Source organism: Acinetobacter calcoaceticus, from assembly GCF_051947995.1.
Lineage (GTDB): Bacteria > Pseudomonadota > Gammaproteobacteria > Pseudomonadales > Moraxellaceae > Acinetobacter.
Genome location: NZ_JBLVVH010000005.1, coordinates 136,339 through 150,541 on the forward strand (window position 1 = coordinate 136,339; position 14,203 = coordinate 150,541).

Below are 14,203 nucleotides of genomic sequence, written 5' to 3' on the forward strand. Positions count from 1 at the left end.
TATGCTTTCCCAGTTTAGAACGATTCAAATCCTATCGATATTGTGCTGCAGCACGTAAACGCTGACATGAAGTGAATCATGAATTTTTAAAAGATGCTTGCAATTTAATCTATGTGGATTATTATTTAATCCATGTAGATTAGTCCTTGTCGGGATTGTGCAAGGTCTATAACAACAATGATGAAAAAACTGTTTGATAATTAGGCTTAAAAGGATGATGTCTGATGCAAAGATCAAAAAAAATAAACGTTGGCGTATTACTGGTGGTTCTCGGTTCAGTAAGCCTGAGCGCGTGTAACGAGAGTGATGATACTAATCGGGTAAGTACCCCATCTGATACGGATTCAGTATTAACAGATTGTATGTGGCAAAATTCAGTGACCAGTAAAACCCATACTGGGGAAGACCCGTTGAACTTTGCTTTTCCTGACTCAAATGTAAGCTATTGGTCATCAGAGTTCACCGTTCCAGAAGGCGCTAAAGTGATGATTGATGGAGATTACCCATATTCACGTCATTTTTCTTTGGTGAGTTATACTGCGCAAGGTGAACGTGTTAATTCATTGCTGGATCGGGCGATTGTACCAAACGCAGGATCCACAAATCCTTTTGTTGTGGGAAATAATCGGTTAGGTAACGAGCGTGCTTACGCAACACAATTACAATTGGCAGACTTACCAGAAAGGCCTGCTACAAATACCCTTTATGCACCTAAAACTGCTGACAATAAGGTTGCAATTCTATATCGGGTCTATGTACCTAATAAAAATATGAATGAAAAAGGTAATGTCAGTTTTCCCCGGTTTAAAGTACAGCTTGCAAGTGGTGAAGTTAAACACGGGCAAGAGGTGTGCAATATTTTACAGGTGAAAAAAGGTCCGATAGACCGTACAACAAGCCTGCCATTGGCCGCCACTCTGGCTGCTTTTAACCAAAATAGATATACCGGTTTTCCCGCTCAGTTAGAACCAAAATGGTATAAGGCATTTAGTGGGCTGGATAATTTTAAATGTACCTATAAATTTGATCCGGTCACTAAACAGCCGCTGGATAAATGTGAAGGGCTAAGCGTAACACCTAAGCTGAACTATTGGGCCACGCCTGACAATGAATATGTTTTTGCAACCACTAGCCGACGTCTAGGTAAAGTGATTGAGCTTCGGGGTAAAGTTCCGAATACAGAAAAAACCTTTAATAATGATCAATTTGTGCAAAAAACTGATGTGCGGTATTGGTCGATCTGTACCAATGAAATCATCAGTACGGCAACTAATTATTGTTTATATGATGAGAACATCCAGAAAGTTGATAAAGATGGTTTCTATACCATTGTTGCTTCATTGGCAGAAGACCGTCCAGCCAATGCGCGAGAAGAATGCGGAGTATATTTCCTTGAATTAAGCCCACGTGGTTCAGGCTATATGGCAGAAGACGGTAAGGCATTTGGTCATGCTGATTTTGGTATTTTCATCATGCGTAATCTGTTACCGAATCCAGAATTTAAACAGGCTGTACAGAATGTAAAAGCGTGGGGAGAGGAAAAGGCGGTGATGGGTGATTATCTACCCGATATAAACTATACTTCCAAGGAAGCTTTTGAAACTAAAGGCTGTTCTTAGGGCATAAGCCAGCATGGAACAATAAACCAATCTGGAATAGATTGGTTTATTTTTGGACTGGCCCGATATTTCTCCGGATAGGTTTGGACGGTTGCGTGAAGAATTGAATGAGTAAGCAAACTAAAGAAAAACTGATAGAAGCAGCGATAGTTCTTTTTTCACAGAATAATATTGAAACCCTATCGGTGCAGAAGATTAATGAAACAGCAGGTGTTGCAAACAAATCAGCGCTTTATTATCACTTTAAATCGAAATGGGGGCTGGTCGAAGCTGCATTGGATCATGTCATGCAACCTTATGTGACAGAAAGTTTGGCCTTGTTAAATAGCATTCATCCAGATCAGGTACAAGTTGCTGATGTTGTCGATGCTTTGATGAAACCCATGGTCAAAATTCTTTTACAGGAGAACGGAATACATTACATCAAGTTTTTTTCAAAAACGATCAGTGCAGGAGATGAAGGGCGACGGATCGTTGCCAACACGCTTGTCCCGATTTCGAATAAAGCAGTGCAGTTATTACAGCGGGCTTTACCTGATGCCGAACCCGATGCAGTTTCGCTTAAAGTCCTTTTTACATTTAATATCATTCTAAATGTAATCAGTGATATTGGTCTGGAACATTTCTGGCCGACTAAGGTCAAGGATCATCGTTTGCTGGGTAAATACTTAAAAGATTATATTGAAGGCGGTATTAATTTTAAAATAAATGAAATTTATAAGTGATAGGTCTATCTGCCAGTTTGCGTTTACTTGAGCTAATTTAAGCACTTGCTAATCAATTCTACAGTCTTCTCGGTCTGGCGCTGAATGGCTGAATATAAGACATGTGTTATGCATGCCCTATATTCATATACAGATTTATTGTTTTGTTAGCCTATTTTCAATGGCAAATTTGAGTAAAGCTGCACTACGGTAAAAACCATGTGCGAACTTTCCAAAGGGCATGGTAATAAAAAACGTCATGACCGTGGCTAAATGAAAAATCAGTAAAAGTGCCATATAAGGGGTATTACGAAATGCCATGAGTGCTAGCCCTGAAGCGCTAACGATAAGTAGAAGGAAAATAAAGCCTCGATCTACAGGTTTTTGCTCATGGTCACCATGTAATGGATGACGTTTAAGGTTTAAATAAAGCAAGCCCGATGGCCCAATCACTAAGCCGAACCCACCCAACGTACCTAGAATAACAGGCAAGCTAAAGAAAGCATAAGGTGCATGTAGGTCAAGGAAATAGTGATATAAAGTCGCTACGCCTGTGGCTGCAAAGCAGAGCATAAAGCCATAAAAGGTCAGGTGATGGAACACGCGGCGGATTTGTGTATAACGGTCATCTTGCTCATTACAGCCTTTGCCATGTCCACCATCTAAATATTTAAGCGTTAAAACATTCTGGGTGGCTTGAACTAGGTCGGGTTTCTCAACTTTGCCGTGAATAACTTTAGACGTCTGTCGCCAGAATTTGCTAATTCCAATGCCGAGTAAAACAATTGCAACTGTAAAGGTCGCTCCAAACAATAGTGCTAAAAAGTTATGCGGGAAAATCGCATAGAAATGACCTTGATAGCCTGCAAACAGGTCAGTGCCTCTGTACCACACAACAGCGAACATGCACAAAAAGAAAATAAGTGATAACGCCGAGACAAAAGGAATACCCACAGACTTATACAGTCGGCCTAGAGGTTGAGGCGTCGCAAATTCTTGATAAGTTTCTAAACGTACTTGCGCCATCGCTTTTGGAATATTGACACCAAACTCATGCGGCGGGGCATATTGGCAAGCATGTAAACATGCACCACAGTTATGGCACAGGTTTGCGAGGTAATGAATATCGGCGTGATTAAACTCAAGGCGCTTGGTCATGGCCGCAAATACAGCACAAAATGACTCACAGTAACGACAAGCATTACAAATCTGTAGGGCTCTTTGAACTTCCTGCTCATGGTCAGAGAGCTGAACAACTGGAATTAGGGCTTTAGTATGAGCATTCATGTTCAACTCCTTGTGAAAGTGCATAGTGGGCTGCATTTTTTCCGGCAATGCGTCCAAAGGTTGTGCCGATCGACATGCCGACTCCTGCGGTATAACCCTGACCGAGTACGTTACCTGCCATCATTTCACCTGCAACAAACAGGTTGCGGCTGGCTTTATTTTTAAAACGTACCGCAGCATCGTCTTCGACTTTTAAGCCTAAATAGGTAAAGGTAATGCCGGGTTTAAGTGCATAGGCATAGAAGGGTGGGCGATCAAGCGGAACGGCCCAATGGGTCTTGTTGGGAACAATATTTTCGGTGCTGCAATCATCTAAAACCGTATGGTTAAAGCTGCCTTGCACACAGGCTTGGTTAAATTCTGCTACGGTGTGACAGAAGGTTTTTGTATCTAGCCCGATTTTTTCGGCCAGTTCTTGAATGCTATTTGCTTTTACACCCGCAAACACAGGTGGCATAAAGCGCCCAATGGCTTTTGAATCAATAATCGAATAGGCAATTTGCTGCGGTTGTTTGGCAACAAGGCGGCCCCAAATCGCATAACGTTTTGGCCAGAAGTCTTCGCCTTCATCGTAAAAACGTTCGGCTTTGTTATTGACCACAATTCCCAGTGAAACGCAGTCAATACGGGTGCAGATGCCGCCATCATATAACGGTGCGCGTGCATCTACAGCGACACAATGTGATTGTGATGGGTCACCAATAATATCGGCACCTTGATCGATCATAAATTTGAGTAAGTTGCCCTGATTAAAGCGGGTTCCGCGAATAATGAAATTATCGGCAGGCCATTCACCGTTTTCATTTTGTCCCCATGCTTCTCTTAACCATTCCAGATTTGACTCAAAACCACCTGCGGCTAATACACAGCTTTTCGCTTTAAATACACGACCATCTTCCGCAATTGCAGCTTCAAAATGTCCTTGGTTTAACTTGAGGTCTTTAATTTTTGTGTTGTATAAAATCTCAATACCAAGTTCTTGGGCACTTCGGTAATACGCATTCATGAGGGCTTTACCGCCACCCATAAAAAAGGCATTGGTACGCGCAACATGTAAAGCACCCGATAGTGGCGGCTGAAAATTGACGCCATGTTTACGCATCCAGTCACGACAGGTCGCCGTGCTACGAATGACCAGACGGGCTAAGTGCTCATTGGTTTTGCCCGCAGTGACTTTAAGCAGGTCTTGCCAATATTCTTCTTCTGGGTAGGCATCGACTAATACATCTTGAGGCGCATCATGCATGCAGCGAAGGTTACGCGTGTGTTGTGAGTTACCACCACGCCATTCTTTAGGTGCTGCTTCTATGACAATCACAGACGCACCACTTTCTTTTGCCGTGAGCGCGGCACACAGTGCGGCATTCCCACCCCCAATTACAATCACATCATGCATGGATTTCTCCCTTTCTCAGCTCGGGCTAATGTAGCTTTAAAAGGGACGGTGAAGTGAGAGGCTAAGCTTGAATAGGTGTTTAGTAAAAATAAACACTAATGGCTTAAGTGTTTATAAGCTCAGCACCAGGCCAGCGTTTTTCATTCATCAGGTTGGTCACACAAGCACGAATCACTACTTTCGTAGCTAAAGTAGCAGGCGAGAGCTCTTCTTCAGACAGGCTAATTAAATAGTTAATACGCTCAATGGCAGGTTCTACAACGCGTAGCAAACACAGGTCTTGCCGTGAGTTTAATGAGGCACCCGCAGGTTGGATGGTTGCCATTTCGAGTTGGCTAATGCTTTCCATTAACAAATGCAGTCCATCAATTTCATAGGCCACTTTAAGCTGATGAATTTTCTGTTCGAGCAACAAGCGCAGTCCATGTCGTTGGCTCGGTAAAATTAGGGGAAGCTGTTTAAGCTGTGAATGGGTAATGGTTTGAGTGTCTATACAGCTTTCAAGCTGGTACTGGCTCAGCACATCTTTAGGTGAGATTAAAAACATCTGTTCTTTGACTAAGGGCTGTATGGCCCACTGTGGGTCGACATCGTCACTAAAGATGATCGCAACATCGAGCTGCCTGGCATTGACCAAGGCTTTGAGGTCACCCGATAAGCCTTCAATTAAACGGACTTTAATGTCGGGATAACGGTTTCGCATGAGTTTCAAAAAGTGGGTGCCAATAACCGACGCAACACTTGGCGAAAAACCGACGGTGACATGACCACTTAAACGTGAAGAGTGTGCAGAATCTACGGCATGGTCTAAGTGCCTAAGCGCCAGTTGAACTTGTTGAAAAAAAGCTAAACCCGCAGGGGTGGGAACCGTACCCAGAGCAGTACGTTGTAAAAGGCGAATAGAAAGCTCACTTTCTAATTTTGAGATTTGCTGACTTAATGCAGAAGTTCCAATATCGAGATTTTTTGCAGCTTTACCCAAGCTTCCTGTCTCGATCACTGCAATAAAATACTTGAGTTGTTTGAGTTCCACGGCAAATACTACATTGTCCTTTATGGATAAATTCTACACTGCTTTGTCACATAGATTCTGTTCTATCGTCTCAGTAAAACGTCCAAAGTTAACAGGCAACATCACCTCAAGATGTTGCCTGTTAACGCTTTTATTGTTTAACCTGCTCAAGCCCCTGTTGTTCAATAATTTGTGTGGCTTGAGGCGATTTCACAAATTGAATAAGTTCTTTTGCGACTTTTGCATGTTCCGAGTTTTTACTAATGCCCGCTGCAAATACAGTGACTTTTTGATATGGCGCAGGAATTGGACCGACTAAATCAACTTGACCATATTGGCCAGTAAACGGTTTGATTTCACTGATTTGCTGAAAACCGATATCAAACTGACCTTCGGCAATACGTTTTGCCACGCGGTCACCGACTACTTTTTCTGCTTTATCAGCAATCACTTTGTATTCGACAGGTGGGAAACTTGGGAAAACATCTTTTTCAAGATGCGTGCCGCTCGCACTTGCGGAATAGCCGATGTGCTTGGCATTGAGTAAAACTTTTTCAAACTTTGCCGCAGAGCTAATATCCGGTTTTGGTGCACCTTTAGGTACAGCCATACCAATACTTGAATTGACTAAAGCACGTTGTGAACTTGGGTCTACATAACCCTTTTCTGCAAGCTTGTTCAGTTCAGGCGCCGCCAACACCACCACATCAAAACGTTCACCACGGTCAAGGCGGTTTGGAATAGCCGTTGGTGATGCACCCATGGATGAACCAGATGAAAGATGAACCGTGTGACCAGTTTGCTTTTCAAATATTGGAATGAGTTTTTCCATAGATGAATAAAAACCGCCTGAACTAATCACTTCGAGTGTATCTGCGTAAGCAAGCGTTGAGCCTAAGCCTGCACCAGTTAGGCAAAGGGTCATGAAGAGAGGGGACGTTTTCATAGGATCTCACTAATGTCAGGAGCGTGCAGTACGGAGACCTAAGATCTGCCGTACTGTTCATTAAAATTTCAGGTGAAGTTGTTGTTTTAAGCGCTCGCCTTGACAGGCTCAGCAATCGCGTCAGTATTTTTCTGTTGAGAACCGCGACATAGATACAAGCTTGAGATGAGGCTACAAACCGCAGCAAGCATCAGCCAGAACGCCGGGGTACTGGCATTACCGGTATTTTCAACAAGGAAGGTACAAGCCATTGGCGTCATACCACCAAAAATCGCGGCTGCAAGGCTGAACGCTAAAGAGAAGCCAACGGTACGTACACGTTTCGGCATTACTTCTGCAAGCGTTGCGACCATGGTGCCGTTGTACATACCAAAGAAGAACGAGAAGTAAGCAAGCGTAATCAGTAGGTTTGAGAAACTGATGTCACTGACCAACCAGCTTAAAACCGGATACGTGGTAAAGATCGCAAGAGTCGTAATACCAACTAACACTGGACGGCGACCAATTTTGTCTGATAGCAAGCCACCCATTGGTAACCAGAAGAAATTGGATAAACCCACAAATACGGTGGCTAAAAGACTGTCGGTTACCGACATTTCTAAAGTACGTTTTGCATACACTGTGGTGTAAACCGTAATAAAGTAGAAAGTCGTTGTGGTCATCGCACTCATCATCATGCCTGCCAGTACAATGCGCCAGTTACTCGCAAGCGTGCTGAAAATTTCTTTGGTCGATGGATGCGTTTTTTGCGCTTTAAAGTCTTCAGTTTCCTCTAAAGTACGACGGAACAAGAAGATTAACGGAATAATCAAGCAACCAATTAAGAACGGAATACGCCAGCCCCATTCACCCACTTGAGCCGTGGTTAGGATGGTATTAAGCCAATAGCCCAGTAATGCGGCAAAAACAACCGCAATTTGTTGGCTGCCAGATTGCCAGCTGGTAATAAATCCGCGGTTTTTATCGGTTGCGATTTCAGCCAGATAAATTGATACACCGCCTGATTCCACACCGGCCGAGAAGCCTTGTAATAGACGTCCAATCACCACCAGAATTGGCGCAATAATACCAATGGTTTCATAACCTGGTACGAAAGTAATTAAGATGGTCCCGATGGCCATCAGGCTTAAAGTCACAATGAGACCTTTACGTCGACCCACTCTGTCGACATAAGCGCCCAAGAAAATAGCGCCTAGAGGCCGCATCAGAAAACCCGCAGCAAATACGGTAAAGGTCATCATCAAAGAGACATATTCATTTTCAGAGTGGAAAAATTTTGCTGCGATATAAGTGGCATAGAAACCAAAAAGAAAAAAATCGTACTGTTCTAAAAAGTTGCCACTCGTTACATTTAATATTTTTTTAAAAGTAGCCCTACGGTTATTCACGACATCCATTGGAGACCTCCTTGGCCTGACAAAATGGAAACATTCACGATTTTCAATTGAGACCTTTAAAATTAACTCATTCAATAAACCCAAATAGGAAATGGGTTAGAGATGAGATTTAAAGGTATCCTTGGTAGAAATGTGATGCCTTGTTTCCAGTTCAAACTACACATCTATAAGTCGATAAACAGAAATTCACTTATCATTCAGATGAAAATGTAATCTCAAACAGCGGGAGGGAGTGAGAGGGCACAATTAATGAGGTATTTAATAAAATTAATGACTATTTATAAAATAATTTCAGAACACGGCCAAATCTGGTTTTGAATCAGCTCTTTGACACAGGCTTTAATTGCTGATTTTGCAGCAAGTGCAGCAGGTGATAGCTCTTCTTCGGCAAGGCTGACCAGATAATTGATCCGCTCCACTTCAGGGTCAATCAGTTTTAGTAATTGGATTTTGTGTTTATATTCTTGCAAGCAGGCACTTCCGGGGCGAACACTGGCAAGTTCAAGATGAATCAGGCTGTCCATAAGTAAGTGTAGCCCATCAATTTCATAGACCACATTCAGTTGTCCGATCTTATGTTCAAGCAGCTTTCTTAAGCTATGACGCTGCCGCGGCAGCACCAGAGGAATATCGCCAATTTGCTGCGACTGAATCATTCCGCTTTTAATACATTCGGAAAGACCATATTTCTCGAGCACTTCCTTACGTGCCATCAAATACATTTGCTCGCGTACCAAGGGCTGGATCGACCACTGCTTATCAATTTCATTGGTAAAAATAATGGCGATATCAAGCTGACGCGAGTTAATCGACTGAATCAGGTTGCCTGACAGCGTTTCCACAATTTCTAGACGTATATCTGGATAGCGTTCAGACATCAGTTTCATTAAAGGGATGCCAATTAATGCAGTAATGGTCGGTGGAAAACCAAGGCTGACATGGCCTGAAAGTCGTGCCGAATGTGCAGCATCGACCGCAAAGTTTACTTGACGCAAAATGAGTTGCGAGTGTTTTAAAAAGGCCAGACCTGCGGGGGTTGGAGTGACGCCAAAAGCATTCCGCTGTAATAAGCGAATGCTTAACTCTTGTTCGAGCTTACTAATCTGCTGGCTGATTGCAGAAGCACCGACATCGAGTTTTTGCGCAGCTTTACCGATGCTGCCTGCCTCAACCACCGTTAAAAAATACTTTATTTGTTTGATTTCCATGAAATATATTCTTTTATATGTGGGCGTCCGGTTATCCAGTGAAGCAATTTAATCAATATGATGGGCATTATCAATAGGATGAGTTTACGCTGTTGTATGACAAGTATATAGCAATACCTGCCTTGAGCTCATAGCAGAATAAAGACAAACAGGATGATCCTCTTTCATCAATCAGGATAGGTTTTTATTTACGCAAAATTTACGAGTTCGGCTTTTTTCAATATAGAGAATTTACGCCTTCAATTTCCATACTAAAGCTGACCTATTATTAAATGGCATCTGCTATGTGGGAATTTATCTCTGTATTTGTCCTTTCATTACTGCTGGCTTATCCGCTCGGGACTTATCTTGCCGATGTGATGCAGGCCAAGCCAATGAAAAGTGATGCGCTGTTTAACTGGATTGAACAGCCGATTTATGCTGTGCTCGGTGTCAAGCGTAACGGCATGAACTGGCGACAATATCTGGGTGCTTTTATGCTCAGTAATGCTTTACTGTTAGGAGCCAGTCTCGCCATCTTGATGACTCAAGCATGGTTACCGCTAAATCCGGATCATATTCCGAATATGAATTGGGATCTGGCTTTACATACCACCATTTCATTCCTGACCAATACTAACCAGCAACATTATTCAGGGCAGGCGCAACTGTCTTACCTATCGCAAATGACCGTGATTGTGGGATTGCAGTATTTGTCGCCCATTATGGGACTGGCCTTACTGGTCGCCATGTTGAGGGCTTTGTTTCTGCAATCGGGGCTTAAGGACGGAGCACATAAAAAAGACTGGCAGACGATCAATCTAGGAAATTACTGGATGGATCTCATCCGCCCGTTATTTCGGTTCTTTATTCCACTCGGCTTGATTTTTTCTTTGTTGCTGACATTCCAGGGCGTTCCAGCAACTTTATCTGCTGGTCCAACCGCACAGGTTCTGGAACAAACGGCAGACGTTAAAACCCAGCATCTTCCACTGGGACCCGTTGCTCCAATGGTGGCAATTAAGCAGTTAGGCAGTAATGGTGGGGGATGGTATGGACCGAACAGCAGCGCGCCATTAGAAAATCCAACGCCGTTGTCCAATGTGATCGAGATGATTGCGATTTTACTGATTCCATTGTCCGTGGTGTTCATGCTTGGGCGCTTTATCCAGCGTAAGAAATTAATGTGGATGATTTTTGGCAGCATGTTACTGATGTCGCTGGCCTCAACCTTGTTGACGCTGTGGACTGAAAAATCTTCCTTAATTCCAGATACTGCCTTAATGGAAGGCAAGGAAGTCCGTTTCGGGGCCGAAGCATCGGCATTGTGGGGAAGTTTGACCACGCAAGTGAATAATGGCTCAGTCAATATGATGCATGACTCGGCTTCACCACTGACCGGACTGGTAGAACTGTGCAATATGCTGATCAATGCCATTTGGGGCGGGATCGGCTGTGGTCTATTACAGTTCTTTATTTATCTGTTTCTTGCAGTATTTATCGCAGGCTTGATGACAGGGCGTACCCCTGAATTATTTGGTCGCAAGATTGAAGTCACTGAAATCAAGCTTTTGGCTTTTGTGATCTTGTTACAGCCTGTGGTGATCCTGGGCTTGACCGCAATCGCGATTGCCTTTCCATCCCTGACAGGGAATTCAAATCCAGCTTTCCACGGCATTAGCCAAGTGTTCTATGAATATGTCTCGGCCTATGCCAATAACGGTTCAGGTTTTGAAGGCTTGGGCGATAACACGCTGTGGTGGAATCTGAGTGCCAGTGTAGCGTTATTGGCAGGTCGTTATAGCGTACTGATTATTCCTGTACTGATAGCAGTCAGTTTGGCAACTAAAGTGCAAGCTGCTGAAAGTAAAGGTTCTTTACAGATCGAATCCCCAACCTTCGCTTTAACTTTAATCGGGATCGTGCTGATTCTGACCGTATTGCAATTCATGCCCGTGTTGGTGATCGGGCCAATTGCAGATTATTTATCCCTAAAAGTTTAAGTGTGGAGCAAGCACAATGAAACATTCTAATGCGACACAACAAATGGATATTTTGAATAAAGAAATTATTCAACAGACCTTTCATAAGTTGTTGCCACAATATGCTTTTAAAAACCCGGTGATGGCCTGTGTCTGGGTAGGAACAATTCTAACGATTGGTGCGACTTTGCTGGGTCATGCCGGCCTTGGTTTTGGCTTGATCCTCAGTCTGATTTTACTGGTCACGGTGTTATTTGCCAATTATGCAGAAGCGGTTGCAGAAGCCAAAGGCCGCGGACAAGCAGCATCATTGCGTCAAGCCCGTGAAAACTTAACCGCAAATCGTATCCTCGATTTAAATGCGGTACCGAATACCATAGCTGCCAATCTGCTCAAAAAAGATGATCTCGTTATCGTGAAAGCCGGTGAAATTGTTCCTGCGGATGGTGAGATTATTCAGGGTTTTGCCACCATCAATGAATCGGCTGTTACCGGTGAGTCTGCACCGGTATTGCGTGAAGCCCATACCGATCGTTCAGGGGTAATTGGCGGCACCAAGGTTCTGTCCGATGAGATTATTATTCGTATCAGCAATGAAGCTGGTCATAGCTTTCTGGATCGTATGATTGCCTTGGTTGAAGGGGCCAATCGCCAGAAAACACCGAATGAGATTGCACTGAGTATCTTGCTCAACATCATGACCATCACCTTTATTGTGGTGGTCATCACCTTACCTTTTATTGGGTCTATGGTCGGGATTAAAATCAGCATGGTATTGCTGATCGCATTACTGGTATGTCTGATTCCAACCACGATTGGGGGCTTATTGCCTGCAATCGGGATTGCAGGAATGAACCGCGCTTTAAAAGCCAATGTCTTGGCCAAGTCAGGGAAAGCCGTTGAGGTTGCGGGTGATATTGATGTGCTGTTGCTGGATAAAACGGGAACGATCACCTATGGAGACCGTCAGGCTACCGCCTTTTATCCATTGGCGGGCGTGACAGCCACCGAGTTGCGTCAAGCAGCCATGCTGACTTCTTTTGCGGATCCCACCCCTGAAGGCAAATCGGTCATCAGTCTAGGGAAAGAACTGGGTGAAAGCATTCAGGAGCCAAAAGATGCAGAATTTATCCAGTTTAGTGCCTCGACGCGTTTATCTGGGGTGGACTTGGCCAATGGGCAAAAGATTCGAAAGGGTGCTGTCGACGCCATTCTGAACTTTACCCATCAACAGATCAAAGACAACATCGAGCTTAAAACCCGTGTCGAACAAGTGGCTTCTAAAGGGGCGACACCGCTTGTGGTGGCTTCAAATCATAGCATTCTGGGCGTGATTGAGCTCTCGGATGTGATTAAATCAGGGATTAAACAACGCTTCGCACTGTTACGTGAGATGGGTATCAAAACCATCATGGTGACAGGTGATAATCCGTTGACTGCCGCGGCGATTGCAGCAGAAGCGGGCGTGGATGACTATATTGCAGAGGCCAAACCTGAAGATAAACTGGCATGTATCCGTAAACAACAGGCAGCGGGTAAACTGGTGGCGATGGTGGGTGATGGGACCAATGACGCACCTGCCTTGGCGCAGGCGGATATTGGTCTTGCCATGAACTCTGGCACGCAGGCCGCGAAAGAGGCGGGCAATATGGTGGATCTGGATTCCGATCCGACCAAACTGCTTGATGTGGTGGAAATTGGCAAGCAGCAATTGATTACCCGGGGTGCCTTAACCACCTTTTCTTTGGCCAATGATGTTTCCAAGTACTTTGTGATCCTGCCTGCCTTGTTTGCGGTAGCCATTCCACAACTTGCGGTGCTGAATATTCTGCAACTTGGCAGTCCGAGCAGTGCGGTGATTTCAGCCTTGATTTTTAATGCCTTGATTATTCCGATGTTGATCCCTTTGGCATTAAGAGGGGTACAGTTTAAACCTGCCAGTGCCTTGCAACTGTTGCGCCGTAATATGCTGATTTATGGCGTAGGCGGCGTGATCTTTCCGTTTATTGCGATCAAGTTGATTGACCTTGTTGTGTCATTGTGGATTTAGGAGATGAAAATGAATACATTAGAAAATCTGCCCTTATCAACCGAAGCTCAATCAATGTTACGTCCGGGTATGGGGCTTGTTTTGGTGGGCTTTTTAATGGCTGGACTTTTGTACACTACGGCCAGTGTTTCTATCGCGCAACTGATTTTTCCTAAACAGGCCAATGGCAGTTTGATTGAGTTAAATGGAACAATTGTAGGTTCGCGTTTAGTTGGACAACCTTTTAGCAGTGAACAATATTTTCATGGCCGGCCGAGTGCAGTAAGTTACAATGTCGATGCAATGGCAGGCAGTAATTTGGCAACTTCCAATCCAGAGTTGCAAAAACAGATTAGGGAAAGAACAGTGCAATTTGCTCATCGTCATCATATTTCAGAGCAACAGGTGCCAAATGAGATGATCACTGCATCAGGCAGCGGGATTGATCCGGACATTTCACCTGAAAGTGCCTTGTTACAGGTGAAACGCGTAGCAGGGCAACGCCATTTGGCAGAGCAACAATTGCGGGATTTGGTGCAACAACAGATTCAGCCGCCCCAGTTCGGTGTCTATGGGCAAGCGCGGGTCAATGTGCTACAGCTCAATCTGGCCTTAGATCAATTGTCATCTACATCTCGTTGATA

Annotated in this window: 11 protein-coding genes; 5 read left to right on the forward strand and 6 right to left on the reverse strand. The window is 44.0% G+C overall.

Features of this window, described 5'->3' with window-relative positions; all coding sequences use genetic code 11:
• The first annotated feature begins 224 nt into the window (after nucleotides 1-224).
• A complete protein-coding gene (locus ACNQO6_RS11605) occupies nucleotides 225-1,619 on the forward strand; it encodes a hypothetical protein (RefSeq protein ID WP_343580220.1) in 1,395 nt (464 codons plus the stop codon).
• A 107-nt stretch (nucleotides 1,620-1,726) separates the two neighbouring features.
• Complete coding sequence (locus ACNQO6_RS11610) at nucleotides 1,727-2,344, forward strand: TetR/AcrR family transcriptional regulator (protein WP_440209041.1); 618 nt, start codon at nucleotides 1,727-1,729, stop codon at nucleotides 2,342-2,344.
• Between the two features lie 135 nt (nucleotides 2,345-2,479).
• Here ACNQO6_RS11610 and tcuB read toward each other — a convergent pair whose 3' ends face one another.
• From tcuB to ACNQO6_RS11640, 6 genes are all read right to left on the reverse strand, one after another.
• Nucleotides 2,480-3,610, reverse strand: a complete 1,131-nt coding sequence (gene tcuB, locus ACNQO6_RS11615; RefSeq protein WP_440209042.1) for a tricarballylate utilization 4Fe-4S protein TcuB — start codon at nucleotides 3,608-3,610, stop codon at nucleotides 2,480-2,482.
• On the reverse strand, nucleotides 3,594-5,006 hold the full coding sequence (gene tcuA / locus ACNQO6_RS11620; RefSeq protein WP_440209043.1) for an FAD-dependent tricarballylate dehydrogenase TcuA: 1,413 nt from the start codon (nucleotides 5,004-5,006) through the stop codon (nucleotides 3,594-3,596). Before tcuA ends, tcuB begins: the two co-directional genes overlap by 17 nt.
• A 103-nt stretch (nucleotides 5,007-5,109) precedes the next feature.
• Nucleotides 5,110-6,039: a LysR family transcriptional regulator gene (locus ACNQO6_RS11625; protein ID WP_440209044.1), complete on the reverse strand. Its 930-nt coding sequence runs from the start codon at nucleotides 6,037-6,039 to the stop codon at nucleotides 5,110-5,112.
• Nucleotides 6,040-6,169: 130 nt separating this feature from the next.
• Nucleotides 6,170-6,964 (reverse strand): substrate-binding domain-containing protein, encoded by a 795-nt coding sequence (locus tag ACNQO6_RS11630; RefSeq protein ID WP_440209045.1) that lies wholly within the window; start codon nucleotides 6,962-6,964, stop codon nucleotides 6,170-6,172.
• Nucleotides 6,965-7,050: 86 nt separating this feature from the next.
• On the reverse strand, nucleotides 7,051-8,361 hold the full coding sequence (locus ACNQO6_RS11635) for an MFS transporter (RefSeq protein WP_440209046.1): 1,311 nt from the start codon (nucleotides 8,359-8,361) through the stop codon (nucleotides 7,051-7,053).
• Between the two features lie 278 nt (nucleotides 8,362-8,639).
• Nucleotides 8,640-9,569 (reverse strand): LysR family transcriptional regulator, encoded by a 930-nt coding sequence (locus ACNQO6_RS11640; RefSeq protein ID WP_005231507.1) that lies wholly within the window; start codon nucleotides 9,567-9,569, stop codon nucleotides 8,640-8,642.
• Nucleotides 9,570-9,853: 284 nt separating this feature from the next.
• Between ACNQO6_RS11640 and kdpA the strand changes: the two genes are divergently transcribed.
• The 3 genes from kdpA to kdpC are packed head-to-tail and all read left to right on the forward strand — an operon-like array spanning nucleotide 9,854 to nucleotide 14,201.
• Nucleotides 9,854-11,551: a potassium-transporting ATPase subunit KdpA gene (gene kdpA / locus ACNQO6_RS11645; protein WP_440209047.1), complete on the forward strand. Its 1,698-nt coding sequence runs from the start codon at nucleotides 9,854-9,856 to the stop codon at nucleotides 11,549-11,551.
• Between the two features lie 16 nt (nucleotides 11,552-11,567).
• The gene (kdpB, locus tag ACNQO6_RS11650; protein ID WP_440209048.1) at nucleotides 11,568-13,580 is read left to right on the forward strand and encodes a potassium-transporting ATPase subunit KdpB; all 2,013 of its coding nucleotides are present in this window, start codon (nucleotides 11,568-11,570) and stop codon (nucleotides 13,578-13,580) included.
• Between the two features lie 9 nt (nucleotides 13,581-13,589).
• Nucleotides 13,590-14,201, forward strand: coding sequence for a potassium-transporting ATPase subunit KdpC (gene kdpC, locus ACNQO6_RS11655; RefSeq protein WP_440209049.1), 612 nt, complete (start codon nucleotides 13,590-13,592; stop codon nucleotides 14,199-14,201).
• Nucleotides 14,202-14,203: the final 2 nt, after the last annotated feature.

Coding starts and splice junctions, on each gene's coding strand:
- ACNQO6_RS11635 (WP_440209046.1), bottom strand. CDS start 8,361: ATGGATGTCGTGAATAACCGTAGGGCTACTTTTAAAAAAATATTAAAT.
- ACNQO6_RS11605 (WP_343580220.1), top strand. CDS start 225: ATGCAAAGATCAAAAAAAATAAACGTTGGCGTATTACTGGTGGTTCTC.
- tcuA (WP_440209043.1), bottom strand. CDS start 5,006: ATGCATGATGTGATTGTAATTGGGGGTGGGAATGCCGCACTGTGTGCC.
- ACNQO6_RS11610 (WP_440209041.1), top strand. CDS start 1,727: ATGAGTAAGCAAACTAAAGAAAAACTGATAGAAGCAGCGATAGTTCTT.
- kdpB (WP_440209048.1), top strand. CDS start 11,568: ATGAAACATTCTAATGCGACACAACAAATGGATATTTTGAATAAAGAA.
- ACNQO6_RS11630 (WP_440209045.1), bottom strand. CDS start 6,964: ATGAAAACGTCCCCTCTCTTCATGACCCTTTGCCTAACTGGTGCAGGC.
- kdpA (WP_440209047.1), top strand. CDS start 9,854: ATGTGGGAATTTATCTCTGTATTTGTCCTTTCATTACTGCTGGCTTAT.
- ACNQO6_RS11640 (WP_005231507.1), bottom strand. CDS start 9,569: ATGGAAATCAAACAAATAAAGTATTTTTTAACGGTGGTTGAGGCAGGC.
- kdpC (WP_440209049.1), top strand. CDS start 13,590: ATGAATACATTAGAAAATCTGCCCTTATCAACCGAAGCTCAATCAATG.
- tcuB (WP_440209042.1), bottom strand. CDS start 3,610: ATGAATGCTCATACTAAAGCCCTAATTCCAGTTGTTCAGCTCTCTGAC.